At 54.6% G+C, this 16775-nt stretch carries 12 protein-coding genes; 3 read left to right on the top strand and 9 right to left on the bottom strand.

Translation table 11 applies throughout. From position 1 onward, the window contains the following. Positions 1-53: 53 nt before the first annotated feature. From CAUR_RS00395 to CAUR_RS00355, 9 genes are all read right to left on the bottom strand, one after another. Complete coding sequence (locus CAUR_RS00395; RefSeq protein WP_012660376.1) at positions 54-911, bottom strand: glycosyltransferase family 2 protein; 858 nt, start codon at positions 909-911, stop codon at positions 54-56. A gap of 120 nt (positions 912-1031) precedes the next feature. After that, on the bottom strand, positions 1032-1418 hold the full coding sequence (locus CAUR_RS00390) for a hypothetical protein (protein WP_012255988.1): 387 nt from the start codon (positions 1416-1418) through the stop codon (positions 1032-1034). Between the two features lie 594 nt (positions 1419-2012). Then, a complete protein-coding gene (locus tag CAUR_RS00385; RefSeq protein ID WP_157866350.1) occupies positions 2013-2201 on the bottom strand; it encodes a hypothetical protein in 189 nt (62 codons plus the stop codon). A 1119-nt stretch (positions 2202-3320) separates the two neighbouring features. Then, positions 3321-4457, bottom strand: a complete 1137-nt coding sequence (locus CAUR_RS00380) for a glycosyltransferase (protein ID WP_012255987.1) — start codon at positions 4455-4457, stop codon at positions 3321-3323. 232 nt (positions 4458-4689) lie between these two features. Then, positions 4690-5670 (bottom strand): DNA methyltransferase, encoded by a 981-nt coding sequence (locus CAUR_RS00375; RefSeq protein ID WP_242605007.1) that lies wholly within the window; start codon positions 5668-5670, stop codon positions 4690-4692. A gap of 130 nt (positions 5671-5800) precedes the next feature. Beyond that, on the bottom strand, positions 5801-6700 hold the full coding sequence (locus CAUR_RS00370) for a DNA adenine methylase (protein WP_012255985.1): 900 nt from the start codon (positions 6698-6700) through the stop codon (positions 5801-5803). 147 nt (positions 6701-6847) lie between these two features. Further along, positions 6848-8368 (bottom strand): oligosaccharide flippase family protein, encoded by a 1521-nt coding sequence (locus tag CAUR_RS00365; protein ID WP_012255984.1) that lies wholly within the window; start codon positions 8366-8368, stop codon positions 6848-6850. 47 nt (positions 8369-8415) lie between these two features. After that, positions 8416-11205, bottom strand: a complete 2790-nt coding sequence (locus CAUR_RS00360; RefSeq protein WP_012255983.1) for a CHAT domain-containing tetratricopeptide repeat protein — start codon at positions 11203-11205, stop codon at positions 8416-8418. A gap of 1 nt (position 11206) precedes the next feature. Then, positions 11207-12586 carry an RNA polymerase subunit sigma-70 gene (locus tag CAUR_RS00355; protein ID WP_242605006.1) on the bottom strand — a complete coding sequence of 460 codons (1380 nt, stop codon included), beginning with the start codon at positions 12584-12586 and terminating at the stop codon, positions 11207-11209. Between the two features lie 483 nt (positions 12587-13069). Here CAUR_RS00355 and CAUR_RS00350 point away from each other — a divergent pair, with 483 nt between their 5' ends. From CAUR_RS00350 to CAUR_RS21340, 3 genes are read left to right on the top strand one after another with little or no spacing between them, the layout of a single operon-like run. Then, positions 13070-14098: a helix-turn-helix transcriptional regulator gene (locus CAUR_RS00350; RefSeq protein ID WP_012255981.1), complete on the top strand. Its 1029-nt coding sequence runs from the start codon at positions 13070-13072 to the stop codon at positions 14096-14098. A 3-nt stretch (positions 14099-14101) separates the two neighbouring features. Then, entirely contained in the window at positions 14102-16507 is a 2406-nt protein-coding gene (locus CAUR_RS00345; protein ID WP_012255980.1) for a CRISPR-associated helicase/endonuclease Cas3, read from the top strand. Positions 16508-16521: 14 nt separating this feature from the next. Continuing rightward, the gene (locus CAUR_RS21340) at positions 16522-16761 is read left to right on the top strand and encodes a hypothetical protein (protein ID WP_012255979.1); all 240 of its coding nucleotides are present in this window, start codon (positions 16522-16524) and stop codon (positions 16759-16761) included. The last annotated feature ends 14 nt before the right edge of the window (positions 16762-16775 follow it).

Genomic DNA, 16775 nt, shown 5'->3' with positions numbered 1-16775 from the left:
CAATGATTTCTGGTTAGCGACTGCTTACCGCACATTGTTAATTTGACATAATTTTAATCTTCTTCCTTCCGCAACCTGAACGCCATGAGTTTCAGCAACACCTGATACCCCAGCAACCCCACCCCCAGCAATCCGGTCGCCAGCGGCCCGTAATGCTTCTGATAGAAATAGCGCAGGCTTTGCCGGTAATGCTGACCGGCCTGCCGGGGCGTCGGCCAGCTCTGCCCACCCAGATGCGTCACGGCGTAAGTGGGAACATACATCACTTTCCAGCCGGCGTTGCGCATACGCAGACACCAGTCATTATCCTCAAAGTACAGAAAAAAGCCTTCATCAAGCAGCCCGACCTGCTCGATAGCAGCACGCCGCACACACATACAGGCCCCGGAAACCCAGTCAACTTCGATAGGTGCGGCAACCCCCCAATCGTGCAACGGCTTACGCCAGATCAGCCAGCACAGCCCACGCTGCAGAAGGTAGGGCAGAGTGGGATCGCAACCGTATGCAAAGGCTTGTGGCAAGCCACTTGCCGTTTGCAATTGTGGTGAAACGACACCCACCTGCGGATAGTGGGCGAGAAACTCTGGCAGACGGCTCAGTGTCGCAAAAGAGGCCAGCACATCACTATTGAGCAGAATCACCGCCTGACCCATTGCCCGGCGCAGACCGAGATTATTACCGGCGGCGAAGCCGCGATTCTGCTCGCTCCGCATCACCTCTACCGACGGAAACAACCCGGTTAGTCGTTGATACGTACCATCGGTTGAACCGTTATCAACCACAATCACCTGCCACCCATGATCTAATGCCTGTTGATAAAACTGTTTCAAACAGGTGATTGTCAGCTCACAGGTATTGTGCGTCAGTACAATAACCGAGGCAGGTGGTAAAAGAGAGGTGTTTTGGCGCATATCAGAATGGTGCATACAGGAATGATATGTACAGTAGCAGCACAAACATATCAGAACATGGCCGATATGTTTGTGCTACTCATTATGTCGCAATTAAAATGCGAACGTTTGATAATCCGTTCAAAACCTGAAGTACGGACCTGCGAAAGTTATCAATGCGAAGAAAATGCATAAACCGATAACACCAAGGATAATGCTAACAATACCTAATGCGAACGATCTCTTGAGTAAGAAAGGCACCATCGAAGTGAACGGCATATCAAAGTCCTCAACCTGGACTCGATGCACCGATTGGGCAAATTGACTCACCTCGACCTGAAGACTCGCAAGTTGCTCGCTCAGTGAACGAAGCACCTGTAATTGCTCTTGTTGAGTGCGATAAATATCGGTAGCGAGAAAACGCAATTGCTCTTGCTGGGTCTGGTGAATGTGAGCAAGCAGGGTTACCTGATCTTGCAGCATTTCGACCGGATTTTTCTGCGCTGTCTGGGGTGGTTGTGAGGTCATAGCGTTGTTCTCCATTCGGTTGTTTGGATGATGGCATACATTGAAGTCAATATTCCGCTGAATGATACCCCTTTTGTACCTGGTGATTCATATATCTTGTCATATAACATTCAACATCCATCAGACACGGCACGATGGGCGGGCAAGACCGGCCAGCTCACCGTAGTATAGCACGTGGTCTGTGAGCAGCTCACTGCGCGAAGAAGTGGTAGCCCAGAACCTGTGATGGCAATGTGTCTCTGATACCAAATCTGGCGTAATTGAAGTCACGGCCCGCTGTCAGGTCATGACCCTGACGCTACATCTGCGCACTGCATCGCTGTGTGCGCACCGGCATCCCCCTGAGAGCTGGGAGCGCGAGCCGGAGGCTCGCTCAGGGTAGGGGTGTGATCCCGCCTCCAGCGGGAGCGGGCTGGGGTGGGGGTGTGCTCCTGGAAGCTGGGCGCGCGAGCCTCCGGCTCGCCCTGACCCACGCTGAACCATTCACCCCTGCCCCCAGCAGGGGCGGGCCGGGGTGGGGGCGTGCTCCTGGAAGCTGGGAGCGCGAGCCTCCGGCTCGCCCCACACTGAATCATTCACCCCTGCCCCCAGCAGCTATGCATTACCCACAACTACACTTATGGTGTCAACCACGTGCGTATCAGCGGGGATGATCGCCATGGGTGCTGTTTGAGCAACTGGCCCGGTGGCAGTGCGCAGCTCCAGCCGTGCCAGCACGTGTTGGATGGATTGCCTGACCCGCTCGTCATACACGTGTCGCGCGGTGTGGCGTGCGGCAGCCATGCTGCCGCGCCAGCCGCGCTTGCGATCTCGTGGAGGTCGCAGCGGTTACCCCGCAGCTCTCCGCACAGGGGGATCACGTTTCAGCGTGGATACCGTTGCCGACCACCATGACCCGTGGCGCGACGTTTGGCGTGCGGCAGCCATGCTGCTGCGCCAGCCGTGCTCACGATCACGGGCGGGTGGCAGCGGTTGCTGTGCGGGCCACGAGGACGAGGGTGTGCAGCGCATATCTGGCTGGTTTGCTCATCCCCACTATCACATTTTGACCAACACCGTACATCATCGCCGGAAACCCTGGGCAATATCGCAGGGCGTCGGTCGCGGGCGTGGCGCAGGCGAGAAGCCTGCGCACCAGCGGCCACGTCCAGCCCCTGCCGGCGGTCGAGAGGAGGCATCCACGCAGGCTGGAAGCCTGCGCCACGGGAAGCCGCCACGGGGAGCGCGTGCAGCCTGTCCTAACGCAACGTGACATGTGGGTAATGCATAGCCTCCAGCGGGAGCGGGCCGGGGTGGAGGGGTGCTCCTGGAAACTGGGAGCGCGAGCCTCCGGCTCGCTCAGAGTGGAATGTGCACCCGCTCCCAGCGCTATGCATTACCCATAACCTGGATACTGCATAGCGCGCAAGCGGGAGAGGAGGTGATGGCTGGCGAGTCGGCGGGTTACAACCCTGTCTCAATGTGTAGAAGCCCCTTCGGGGCTGGCCTGGCGGCGGGGAGTGGGGGCCGGGCGTGCTCGTGGATAGCCCCGCAAGGGCATGCAGGTCGTGAAGCAGGGCTTCAGCCCGCACGACCGCAGGACTGGGCTGGCGGTGGGGAGCAGGACGCTGCGGGGAACACAGGACCGCCTGGTGCGTGTGACGGATGCTGCACTGTATCCATAATGATGTGATATGAGGCATCACATCGGCTTCTGTGTGACATGTGGGTAATGCATAGCCCAGCGGGGGCGGGCCGGGGTAGGGGTGTGTCTCATATCATCTCTGTGAGCAAACGTCAGGATGATGACACCTACAGCCATCTCCATCGAAGCCACCATCATCTATTGCCGAAACAGAGCCTTGTTGTTCGACCTGATAGTAATCTCACATCGACAAAAACAGCTTCCTACTGTTCCACCTCTCAAGCCACGATCTCCCGATAGATAGCAAGCGTTTGTTCCGCAAGATGACGTTGCGTGTAATATGTTTCAGCGCGTATACGGCCACGCTGCGCCAGCGTTTGCCGCAGATCAGGTGTAGAAAGCAGATGTTTCAGCGCTTGCGTTAATGCCTGAACATCTCCTTCGGGCACGATCAATCCCGCATCTCCGATGACTTCAGGAATGGCACCTGATGTCGAGCCGATGACCGGGACGCCGCACGCCATTGCTTCCAGCAAGACGCGACCGAGCTGTTCCTTCCAGACGTTCGTGGTGCGGCTGGGCAACACAAGTACATCAAGGTGACATAAGATTTTTGCGATCTCGTGCGGAGGTTGTGCGCCTTTCCAGACTACCCGCTCTTCTATGCCAAGTTGTCGTGCCAGTGACTGTAATTCAGCTTGCAGCGGCCCAGCCCCCGTCACCCATACCTGTATCTGCCTGTCAGGCATCGCGCTGGTCAAAGCGGCAACCGCCTGTAATAAGAGATCAATTCCCTTCTCCCAAACCAGTCTTCCAATATAGCCGATAGTGTACGAAGACTTCGCGGCAGACTGCTCTGACAAGCCATTATATGCAGCGCATGGACGAAAGAGCGTTGTATCCACACCAATTGCCGGCAGGAGTGGTGCCGGTCCGGTAAAACCAAATCGCCGCAAGAGCGTGATCGCCTCACTATTGGCACAGAAGACCAGATCAGCCGCCTCCAGCGTTTGCCGGATCACCCAGCGCACTGCCCTTGACTTGCGACGGTCTTGATTCTGCCAGGTGTGGAGTAAAAGCCGGGCCTGGGGTGCCCATATGCGGCGTGCCCAGACAATTTGCAACGCACTCAGACTGTCTGGCTCCTCTTCAGCGTGAATGATGTCGGGACGAAAGCGGTGGAGATGAAATGTCACGGTGCGGTACAGTGCGCGGTGCGGATCACTAACACTTCCCAGCATTGGGATGGTGAGTTGTCGATACCGACGCTGCTCATCGAGTGGACGTAGATCGGCGGATTGGGGCTGGTACGCCGGCACAATGTGACACAGATCAATATCAGGTGCCTGCGCCAGATACTCTACCTTACGTTGCGTGGTAGGGTGGTGATAGCGTGCGATAAAGAGGATTTTCATAGGTGTCGGGAAAGGATTGGTAAAGACAGCCTGGAAATTCTTTCCTCAACGATATGCGCAGCAGGTTCCGCTGATACGACCGCTAACCCTAATGTTGTTTCCTTCGTATACCCGGTGCCAAACGTGGTTTGCCGTTTGGTATAGCTTTTCAATGGTGGAAGAGGTGATTTTTGATTAAAAGAAGAACACTCAACTTCAACCGGGCTAATTCAAGATGAAAATCTGTATAAGATTAACCCTTGTCAATCTCTGCTGCTCGCCGGAGAGTCAAAAATGCTTCTTTCAAAGGTTGATTTACAGCACTGTCAGGTTCATTCAGCAATAATTGTTGATAGTGGTTCAAGAATTGTATCCGTGATCGGTGAAAAAGGTGTAAGAAGTGACGTAAAAACCCTATACAGTCCAGTACTGTGATTTCTGTGTCATTAGTTTCTTCATAACATTTGGCTGCATAGAACTTGACATCGTCGGTTATAACATCGGTAGTGATAAAAATATAATTGTGAATCTTATCTCTTGCTCGTGCTACCTTCTCGCGTGCACGATCAATGTCATCAATAGTAACTTGCTTCATTTTCATCTCGTAGACTGTAACTACCCGGTCGTCATTTGCAAGGCATACTTCAACGTCTCCGAACGAACCGGTTTGTTCATCGGCAGCGTTATGTTTTTGTAACGGTTGTATGTACTCTCCGATCTTCTCACTGACTGAAAGATAGGCTGCTGCAATAATCAGGACTGGTAATCTACTGGAATTTTTGCATTTCAGGTGTTGTTCAATTAAGCTGACAATATCTTCACTCGATAGTGGCAAGGGGTCTTCAGTAGATGCAAGACCGGCGAGTAACGTTCTTATGCGATTCCGGTTCTCTTCACGAATCACCACTAATATTCGGATGATCTCGGCTAACATATCTTCAGCACTTACTCGTCCTCTGTAAACATCGTCGAGCAGTTGTAGAGTGTCTTTGTACGTGCGTCGTGGTCGGCCTACTAGCTCTAAGTCGGTGGTAAGCGGCTTGTCTAAATTGCGAAAAGCTGGTGTGAGGAATGCAGTGGTAGGATTGAGCGGTAGTTGATAGGTGTTAATAAAGTGTGTAATATACTTTTCGTCATAGGTTCGTCCAGAAAAAGAGTCTTCTCCGCCAATTTCAGTATAAGGTTTTCGAGGGTCTATTTCTGGACGGTGAATTTTGGCAAGTAAACAAGCCATAAGCATGCGGGTGCATGCCCGATTGCTGATCTGCCGACACACAGATTCTATACGTGTGCGTATCTCCTGGTCAGTTATTGATGATCTGGAGAGATCAACAGATACGTATTCCAGGATACGTTTTAGGATTTCATGAGGATTTTCCAAGTTCTACTCCAAACAATGTATGAGATTGATAGAGAATTGGATCGTAATTCGTCCACAGAATTTCAGTTCGTTGGTCTTTGGTCGAGTGTATGGTTCTTGTTGGTCCTACATGCTTTATCCATTTCGGAGGCGAATAAAGTTCATTCATTAAATCACAATCGTAGCCAGAGATAGCAACGAAACCCTGTACTGAATTGAGAACATCAGCGAGTTGTTGATGTTCTTCGTTGCTCATCTCATAGGCATATGCATTATTGTCACCTCTCGTCTCATGGACGTAAGGGGGATCACAGTAGAAAAGCGTGTCAGGTGAGTCGTACAGCCGGATGACCTCAAGCGCAGGTCGATTCTCAATCTGTACACGTAACAGGCGTATGGCAATGTCAGGGAGATCTTCGATTGCACCAAACCAGCGCGAGATTGCACCCGCCATTCCTGACCGACTGGTTTGTTTGCAATTTGCCCATCGGCCAAGTGAAGCAGATTGAGCCAGCCCTGTTCGTACCTGACGAGCGCGCACATAGAATCGTCTCGCGCGTTCAATTGGTTCAAGTGAGGGGTCTATTTCGCAGGCCAGAGCAAACTCTTCCCGCGAAAAAGGAGTGAGTGCAATCGCTCGTGTTAATTGATCCGGTTGATCGCGCAGTACGCGAAAAAAATTGGTGACTTCACCGTCAATATCATTGTACGTCTCAACAGGTGCTGGATCTCGGTTCAGCAATACAGCAGCCGATCCTCCGAAGGGTTCACAATAATGGTGACACGGAGGAAGTAATGGGAGAAGCCAGTCGAGGTGTGAGTATTTCCCTCCGTACCAGCCGAATGCAATGAGTCTTCTCGTTCTCCGCTGCAGGATTGGCGATGGTGTCCGCTGATGCTTCACTTGTGACTCCGTATCTATAAAGAATCAATTCGGAAGGGTATTTTTGCTGAACATGTCAGGTATTGTAAGTTTGATTTCATGCCAGATGGTATTATATCAAACATTTGTTTTGCCTTGCGCTCAGCCTACAGTATCTTAAACAGGTTCTCAGGCGTCTCTCTCGCCCTTGCCCCTGATCGCTCGCCACACCTCACCGATCTGGCGCCGAAACAATGCTGGTTGTAGCACATATGCCCAACAGAAAAACCCACCAAACGCTACACCTGCCTTCCAGCCGACGGCCAGCCAGAGCGGTTGCCCACTACCAACCAGACGATCCAGCAACCAGAAGATCAGGAGTGTCCCCAGCGCCGCCAGCAGCGGGTTTCCCAAGACCTGGCGTAGGTCAACAACAAGCTGCCGCCGTACCTGCCAGTATGCGATCAACAAACTGCACCCGGCAGCAATGACGGCACCAATTGCCATCCCGAATTCACCGCCCATCAGTGTCAGCGGTGTTCCAATCAGCACCAGTAACAACAATTGAATCGCCGACAATGCCACGACCCGCTGCGGTTCACCGCTCCCGATAAACCAGGCACTGAGATTGTCCCACACCGGGCGGATGACCGCCAGCAAGATCAGGACGCGCAAGAGCGGTATCGCCGGTTCCCATTGAGCGCCGAACAGCAACGGCACCAGTTCATTGGCGCTCAACATCACTGCCAGTGCTACCGGCACCGCCAGATGCAGCGATCCCCACAACACCCGTGTGACTGCCCGTTGCAACCGGATCACATCATCGCGCAACTGACTATACGTGAAGATGGCTGCCCGTCCGAGCACTGCACTCAGCAGCAGGGCCGGCCATTGGGCAACCCGATAGGCTCGATCATAATAGCCCAGGTGGACTGTTCCGGCGATAGTGCCCAGGATCATATTGTCTACCTGCGTGGTCAGGCCGGCAATCGCCTGCCCCAAACCGGACGTCATCCCGAAACGGAGGTACGCTACCGCCAGCGTCGACTGGTAACGCCAGCGTAGCCGTAGCAGATGGCGCTGTGTATACAGTGCATACAACCCAATGCCAATCAACGACAACAGCGTAAATGACGTGCTCTGAGCCAGGATGCTATACCGCTTCAGATCGGTAAAAGCGCACACAAACGCCGGGATATACGACAGTGGCATCGCAATCCCGTTGATGATGCTTATCGGCTTAAAATGCAGATCACTCTCCAGTACGATCTGAAACACGCCCAACAGGCTTTCGATACCAGACAGAATCGTCAACACCAGCATAATCTCGATCACTGCTGCCGGATAGCCCAACCAGCGTAACAGTGGTGCCACACTGAACGCCAGCAGCACCCCACCCCACCCGGCAAGCACATCCAGCACAAACAGCGTTCCTACCGTCTCGCCGGTGATGGCCCGCTGCTGAGCGAAGGCGTAGTTGAGCGCAATCTTACTGCGTACCTGGAAGAGTGAAAAAAAGAACATCGCCAGCGCAAACTCGCCATACACATCAGGGCTGAGCAGGCGCATCAGCAGCATATTGGCCAGAAACCCAAATCCAATCGTCCAGTAAGAACTGGCCACAACCCATAGACTCCCCCGCACCGCCCGCGTCGCCAGCAGGGCGGGCGGTGGGTTGGGATGTGGGTGAGGTGAGTGGGGGGTGGGCATGGGGCAGTTATATTGACATACAACAAATGGTGTTTCGCACTACGCACCTACCGCCTCATCACCGCAAACGCCGACCAGATCGCCGGGTGGGCCAGCGCCGGGTCGTGTAACAGATCGCGTTGGGTCTGGCGCAGCGCCACTGCCGGTGACTGCGTTTGCATCAGGTTCTGGTAGAAGCGAGCCATCAAACCCGCGGCAGGTTCGTCTTTGATTGGCCACAGGCTGACGAGCAAGCGTTGCGCGCCGGCAATCAGGAAGGCTGATTGGAACGCGATCAGCGCACCACCGCTCTCCATACCGTAAGCGGTGGTACATCCGTTGAGCGTAACCAGTTCGGTGCCGGCCAGGTTCAGCCGGTAGCATTCTTCGATGGTGAAGGTGCGGTCGGCCAGGTGTAAACCGGCGAAGATGGTCGGTTCTTCGTCGAACGTGGTATGCGCACTGAAATGGAGAATGCGTGGCGCTGTGGTCAGGTTGTGCAGCGCAGTAAGTGCTGCCGGATCATCCAGATAGACCTCAGCGTCGGCCAGGATGCCGGCAATCGCGTTGATTTCTCTCTGCACGGCGGCGAGCATACCGTCTGCCGACGCGCCGATGACGAGCGCCGGGCCTGATGGGCCTGCCGGTACTGGTATACCAAGCAACGCACCAGTCGGAATCTGCTCGATCAGATACCGTTCCATCAGGTAGTTGTTGCCGTTCCACAGCGCGGCAAAGGGTGCCAGATGGATAGGTGCGCAGGGGGCGATGAGCAGTTTGCCTTCAACCGGGATCGGGAGTGGCTCGATCAGGGTGCGGTACAGCCGTTGCAAAAGCACCCTGGCATCGCGAATCAGCGTTTCACCCCGTTGCTGGCGCTGTTCGTCGTTGAGGCGGAGTGCGTTCAGGTTTTTGAGTTCGAGCCGCTGTAACAGTTCACTGATGGTCGATGTCGAACCGAGCGTGGTGATGGTGCAATCACCGTTGCGGGTGAGACACCATGCGTATAGTTCGTTGTCAATACTGACGTATTCAATCAAACAGTCGGCATCCAGCTTGCTCAGCACCGTTTGCCAGTTGTAGATCGACGCATCCGATTGACCTGGCTTGTGGATATGATAGCGGCGTTCGTGATACGCCTGCGCTTCCAGGTCGCGAATCTGCCTGCGCAGTTCGTCCAGTCGCTCCTCGCTCTCTTCATCGCGTTGTTTGCGCTCCAGCTCCCAGCGCAGCACGGCAATCCGTTGCTGGAGTTGGGCAATCGTTGGGTTGACGTCAGTGTAGCCATCGTGACGACGGATCAGATCAATCAGTGCCCCGCCTTTCCAGCGCCAGACGGTCTGGAGTGCTGTCTGGAAATGCCCGGCCTGCCATTCGAGTTTTGCCAGCAGGGGCAGCGCGTCATTCCGCCGTGACTGAAAATCTGCGGTCAATTCGGCCACACTCAATTCCGCGCGCATCAGCTCGTCAATGCGAACAGCATCCTGAAGATATTGGATGGCGCTATCGGGCTGACGCGCAGCCAACAGATTGCCGAGCGCAACCAGCGCCTCACGTTCAGACCAGATTTGGGCACCGTTCTGGCTTTGGGTCAGCGCGGAAGTGAAGGCAGTCAGTGCACCTGCTTCGTCACCCTGCGCCATGCGCAGACGACCCCACAAAAGCTGATGATCAATCGCGAGGTGCAGCACCGTATCCGCATCCTCCGACCATGCAGTCGTGAGTAGAGATTCGGCCTGGGCATAATTGCCGAACAGCAATGCCAGCCTGGCCTGTTCCAGCAGGGTCTCGTTGCGCCAGATGGGAAGCTGGAGGTTTGTAAACATATCACAGGCGCGGTTCAGCATCTCTGGCAGTTCGGGATCGGCAGGGTTGATTTCCCGCCGCACTGCGGCGCCGGCAAGCAGGGCCTGGGCTGCATATTGGGTCAGATTATCTTCGCGAAACGCCTGATAGGCGCGATCATAGGCCCGGCGCGCCTCGCGCAAGGCACCCAACCGTTTGAGCAGGTTGGCTTCGTAGAGCAAGACGGTGGCGTAATCCATCGCCACATTCTCTTCCTGAAAGCCCTTGCTGGCATCCCGAAAGTGGTTCAATGCAGCCGACAGGTTGGCAGTTGCGCTGTAATAATCCCCCAGATTGAGGTCGATCCGGGCAATGGTGAGCACAGGTTTGGGAGTGAGCTGTTCCAGACGCTGCCGACTGTCGATCAGCAGTCGCTCACACTCCGCCAGTCGTCCCATTGCAGCCAGGGTGAAGGCTTGATTGACCTGAAGCTCGGCCAACTCCTCTTGTAGACCATGATTGCGGGCGAGGGCTATCATCTTTTCATTGACATCCAGTGCTTCCTGGTAACGGCCACATTCGTAGAGGAGAAGACCGTAATTCATGCCGAATTTCACCCGGTAGATAACCGGCCCTGCTGCGATCTCTTCCAGGAGGCGCTGCGCTCGTTCGGCAAAGGTCAATGCGTCTGCGAAACGGCCAAGCGTAGTACAGGCAAGGATCAGATTGCTTGAAAGCCGGGCAATGGCTTCGCTATCACCGATCTGTTCGTAGACCACGAGAGCCTTCTGGTATAGATCAACGGCCTCTTCCGGGCGGCGATACACTGCCCAATTCCCCCGCGCCCAGTACGCCAGTGCCCTTGCGATTGGCTCGGTAGGGAGCTGTTCGGCGACAGCAATTGCTGCCCGCGAGATGCGATCAGCCCTGGCCGAATCTGACTTGATAAATTGATCACTCCGCTGTTTCAGTCGGGCAACCGTTTCGAGTGACAACCGACTGGCGTGTGTCGTCAACCAACCCGGCCACTCCGCTTCGGGCAAGTCGATCAGTTCGGCGATAAGGTCGTCCATCTCAGTCGTTCCCTATCTGGAGTGAGCGAATGACGATCTCTTTGTCGGGTGTGTACACGGTGAGGCGGTATGTCCCTGGCGGTAGATCGCGGATGACGAAGACGCCATCCTCATCGATTTCAGCAGTAATCGTGTGCGAGTCGGTAACGGTTGCAACCACCTGCTCGATGGGTTGATCTGTAGGAGCGCCATCGGGCATTTTCAGCTCACCGATGACCGTCCATTGTGGCACCCCCTGTTTGGTGCGGCGCACCGTCAGGGTAAGCAGAACCTCCGGCGCTGCATAGATGAGTGCCTGTCCACGCAGTTGCAAGGCCAGCGCCGGTTGCAGGATTGCCTCGACGACCTGGCGGACACGCTCGAATGGCGATGGTTCGATCAATGGTGTTTCGTCCATCACCTGCAATAGTGCAAGCTCTTCCCGGCAGAACAAACAGTCTTCGACATGCCGATGAACAATCAGGTGTTGCGTCGCTTCCAGTTCGCGATAGTAGTAGGCGTGAAGGGTGTCAACATCAGGACACTGTAAACGGTACAGGCTAGCCTCAATCGCCGCTATTTCAGCCGCCAGTCGCTGCGCCTGTGCCACACAATCAGGATTGGCTTCAACAAGCAGACGCTGCTCTACCGATAATCGTCCGGCAGCGTAATCGAGCAGAATCTGTTCGTCGAGTGTGCAAGGAGTACCCATAAGCCCTGGTTCCTTTTGTTCTTGATCCAACTCTATCTTAAGAGAATCTGGTCCACGCGGTTTTTGGCGACGATCTTGCGGCGAGTCTATCGGTGGATCACGATGATCGCTCGATTGTTCCTGGGGAAAGACGAGATCACGAATCACCGGATCATTGCGTAAACGGCGCAGAGCATTCTGTCTGATCTGATAAATATGATCAACATCCACAAATCGTTCGGAAAAATAGTGAATAATGTCTTGTGGTTTATACCCTTTGAAAAAGAGATGTTCAATAACGAAGAGTTCATCCTCGTTCAACACCTCTCGCAGACGCTGGTAGAGCGTTATTCTTGTCTCAGCGTCGAGAAAATGTGCTACATGCGGAGTATCGTCTTTGATATACGAAATTTCTCTTGATCGGTTACGACGCCGAAACAGTGTTTGCACTTCTCTTATAGCACACCTCTTCAGGTAAGCGAGGAGCCGACTCAAGTCATCCCCAGTCGTTAATTCTGGTAACCGGTTGGCGCTGTCGCGCAGCTTGAGGAGTGCGTCATGAGCGACTGCCGTCAAGTCATCATCGTCAATGAAATCCAGGCGGGTACCACGTACCCGTCGCAGCCAGGAGTCAATGAGCGGCTGAAAAATGTCGATGACGTAGCCCCATGCCTCTTGCTCGCCGGCAAAAGCGCGGCGAAATAAGTGCATACAACATGGTGACGCTAGTTCACCGGAATCGCGATACGACTGGCGTTCTTGCTTGCAGCAGCGTACAAGGTGGTCAAGCGGCAGGTGAGAGGTGGTCATTGCAGCCCTCATCAGCACAATGCATGCACGGCAACACGCGGCTGTTCAGTGTCGCAGCGGTTTCTGTACAGGCGGAATCGAGGATAATCTTTACACCAGTTTCGTTTATACAAGTATACCACTTATTGTGTGCACAACTGTTACCTGGGAACTGCTTTACGGAGAGTTGAAGCCACGCTTCTGGGCCGCCTCACTCACAACTGTGCTTACGCAAAAACACGTTTGTCTGCATATCGCCGATATATGGCGCACGACGATCTTGCTGTCACAGGATTGTGTACAACTATATCGAAAAACTGTTGTGACCTGTTGCGATTTTTGGTCAGGTGAAGTGCTAACATAGCAACAGCAGATCAGTATGCACTTATCGAATCAGGAGTAGTTATGGGAAAAGGTCGCGGGCTTTCACGGGCTGAACGACTGAGTGAAATGAAACGATTGTATGTTCAGCGGGCTTTTAGCGATGCCGAAATTGCCGAACGGCTGGAGATTGATCGGACGACTGCGTACCGGGATCGGATTGCTCTGGAACAAGAATACCCGTTCGTTGAGGAGTCGCCAGGGCGCTATCGCATCGACCGCAGTCGTCTGGTGTCTGAGGTGCGGCTTAATCCCCACGAAGCCCTCTTTCTCTACTTACCGGCGCGACGTTTGTTGCGTCAGACCCGATTCGCGAATGTTCATGTTGTGCAGGCAGTAGAAAAGCTGGCCGCCTGTCTTCAGCAGCCGATGACTGAACGATTATTGCAGCTCTCGACCAGTGTGCTGAAGCAGCAAAAGCAGCCGCAGCGGTTAAGTATTCTTGAGCAAATCACTATGGCGTGGCTCAATCAGCGCAAGGTGCGAATCACATATCGGGCACTGCGCGCCCGCCGACCACTGATTCACACCATTTGCCCGTATCTGATCGAGCCTGCCCTTTGGAGCGATAGTGTGTACGTGGTTGCGTATAGTGATATTGCCCGCGATATTGTTCCGTTTAAGCTGGAACGCATTGAAGATGCTGTGACAACCCTGGAGACCTTCGATATTCCCGATGATTTTGATGAACAGCAACTGTTGCGGCATACCTGGGGAATCTGGTTGGGTGATGAGGAGCCGGTGACGGTCAGGTTGCGCTTTATGCCCGGCGAGGTAACGCGACGAGTCCAGGAAACAATCTGGCATCCGTCGCAACAAATCACTCTGCTTGACGACGGTGGTTGTGAGTGGCAGGCGCAGGTCACCGATTGGCGCGAGATGTTGCCCTGGGTTCGTGGTTGGGGGGCTGGCGTTGAGGTGCTTGAGCCGCTGGAGTTTCGCGAGACGCTTATGGGAGAAGCGCGAGCGTTGGCCGAACGGTATGGCTGGCACGTTTCCTCGGTACCGACACCGACCGGCTCGACGACGCTACACGATTTCTTTGGAGGGTAAGATATGCAACTCTATCCGTACCAGCAGCGGGTGAAGGATATCATTCTTGCCGGAGAGAATGTTGTGCTTCAGGCGCCAACCGGAGCCGGCAAGACGCGGGCGGCATTGGTGCCGTTTATTGAGGGATTTTTTGATCGACCAGACACCACGCCCCGCAAATGTCTCTATGTCACGCCGATGCGGGTGCTGGCGAATCAGTTTTATGCTGAATATCGCGAGCTTGCTGCGCGCTATCAGCGCCTGCACGGACGCCAGCTCGATGTGCGTATTCAAACCGGTGAGCAGCCGGAAGATCGTCGCTTTGAAGGCGATCTTATCTTCTGTACCGTGGATCAGTTTCTCAGTAGCTATCTGATGATGCCGTACAGTTTGCCGTATCGCCTCGCAAATGTTAATGCAGGCGCGCTTGCTGGTGCGTATCTGGTCTTTGATGAGTTTCATTTGTTTGATCCTGATGCAGCATTACCCACAATCCTCCACGTCCTGCGGCAGCTTCATGGCCTGGCCCCGTTTATGCTGATGACGGCGACGTTTAGCAGTGCAATGTTGCAATCACTGGCGACGTTGTTGCAGCCGGCACAGGTGGTTACGCTGTCGGCGGCAGAGATTGCAGCGATTAACACCCGTGGTGGTCAACCGGCCCGGCAGCGGGTGTGGCAGGTGGCCGATCAGCCGTTGCAGGCTGCGGCAGTGCTTGCCCATCATCAGCACGCTTCGCTGGTGATTTGCAACACGGTCCGGCGGGCGCGCGAGGTCTATGCTGAACTGAAACAGCAGGCGCCGCCGGAAACTGAGGTCCTTCTCCTCCATAGTCAGTTCTTACCCGATGACCGTCGTCAGATCGAGGCAAAGTTGCGGAGTCGGCTTGGTGTGTCCTCCCAGCGCCAGCAGGCCAATCTGATCGTTGTGGCCACTCAGGTCGTTGAAGTAGGGGTTGATATTTCGGTAGAGGTGCTGCATACCGAACTGGCGCCCCCGGCCAGCCTCATTCAGCGTGCCGGACGTTGTGCGCGCTATCCTGGTGATACCGGCACAGTTATCGTGTATCCGGTTGAAACATATGTCCCTTATGCGTTCAAACCAGACGAGATCCTCAAGCACGAGATGGATGCGACTCTGGCGTGGCTGAAGGAACGACAGGGCGCAGTGTTTGACTTCGACCACGAACAGGAGCTGGTCAATGCCGTGAGTGCTGCTCGCGACCAAAACATTATTGCAGGTATTCAGGCTGACCGTCACAATCGACGCGCGTCTATTCAGGGTTGTCTTGAGGGACAGCGTGCGGGAGCGTCACGCCTGCTGGTGCGCGATGTCGATAGCCGCCTGGTACTGATCCATCCCGATCCCGATCAGCTTCTGGCTTCGCCCTACGATGCGGTTGGTCTGAATATCCCGCTCTATTCGTTGCGGAGTATGGGAAAAGATTGGTTGCAGCGTCCAACTGATGCTCCCTGGCGCGTGCGCCGGCTCGATGAAAGCGATGCCGGCGATCAGGCAGAGAGTAATCGCCCGCTGTACCGTTGGGTTGACGTTCACGATAGCAAGGAACTGGCGCAAAGTGCGATTATTGTTGTTCACCCGGCATTAGCCGGCTACTCGGCGCACGAAGGCTTTTCACCGGAAACCGGTAATCTACCGTTTATCTCGACGTTGCCGCCAGCCAGGCCATTGATCGACCGGCCTCGCTCAAGCCTGTACGTTGAGACCTATGCCGAGCATATCCAGCGCGTGCTTGACGCATTTCAGGAACTGGTGCTCCCGGAACTCCGCTTTGCCGCATCTGCACTTGAATGTGCTGCCGGGTGGTCGCCTGGCAGTGTGCTGCGCGCTGCGTGGCTGGCATGCCTGTTCCACGATGTTGGCAAACTGTCTAAGGGCTGGCAGCAGTGGGCGCATGCCTATCAGCAAGCCATTGGTCAGCCGGTTGCCAAAACGATTGCGCTGGCCCATACCACGTTTGATTTCCAAAATCCCACCCATCGCCAGGCCGAGCGAGAGGTGTCACGTAGCACGCCTCGACCACGCCATGCCGCGGAAGGAGCACTGGCAGTTGCACAGATATTGGCCGGTGCGTTCAACATATCTCATGAGAAGGAATTGGTACAGGCAATACTGACTGCGATTGCCCGTCATCATGCCCCCTTCGTTCAGGATTGTCAGGCATTTTCGTTGGTGTCAGAGGCAGGCAATCTGATTCAAAATACGCTACAATTCCTGCCAGAAGAGGTAAACTATTCTCTCAATATCAACGACTTATGGGTGAATAGTCATCATCACCAGCAATTTGCCGAATTGCTGATCAAGCCAACCAGCCGCTACGGTTGGATTGCCTACACATTACTGGCTCGTGCCTTACGACGGGCCGATCAGCGGGGCACGGAGATGGGCGCCGGGCAAACGCTTCCCTGAGCAGTGGAGTATCTATGAATGCGTCAATCTATCGCAGTAAGTATTACGTTGAAAAGCGCACCGGTACCTTTGCCGATAACCTGGTTGCGTTTGGATTGGCTTACGTTCTCGATGGGATTGCCGACAGCCGGGCACGGGTAACAATTGCAGACCACGGATCACATTTTGCAGTTATCTGTGACCCACCCTTACGCGAAGATTGGGTAAAAAACTGCCAGTTTTTTTACCGGCGCTTTTCTTTTAGTCACTGTTGATCGCAAAACACAAC

This window comes from Chloroflexus aurantiacus J-10-fl (genome assembly GCF_000018865.1).
Taxonomy (GTDB): Bacteria; Chloroflexota; Chloroflexia; order Chloroflexales; family Chloroflexaceae; genus Chloroflexus; species Chloroflexus aurantiacus.
Note: the sequence above shows the minus strand (reverse complement) of the source record. Positions and strands in the feature narration are given on the sequence as shown.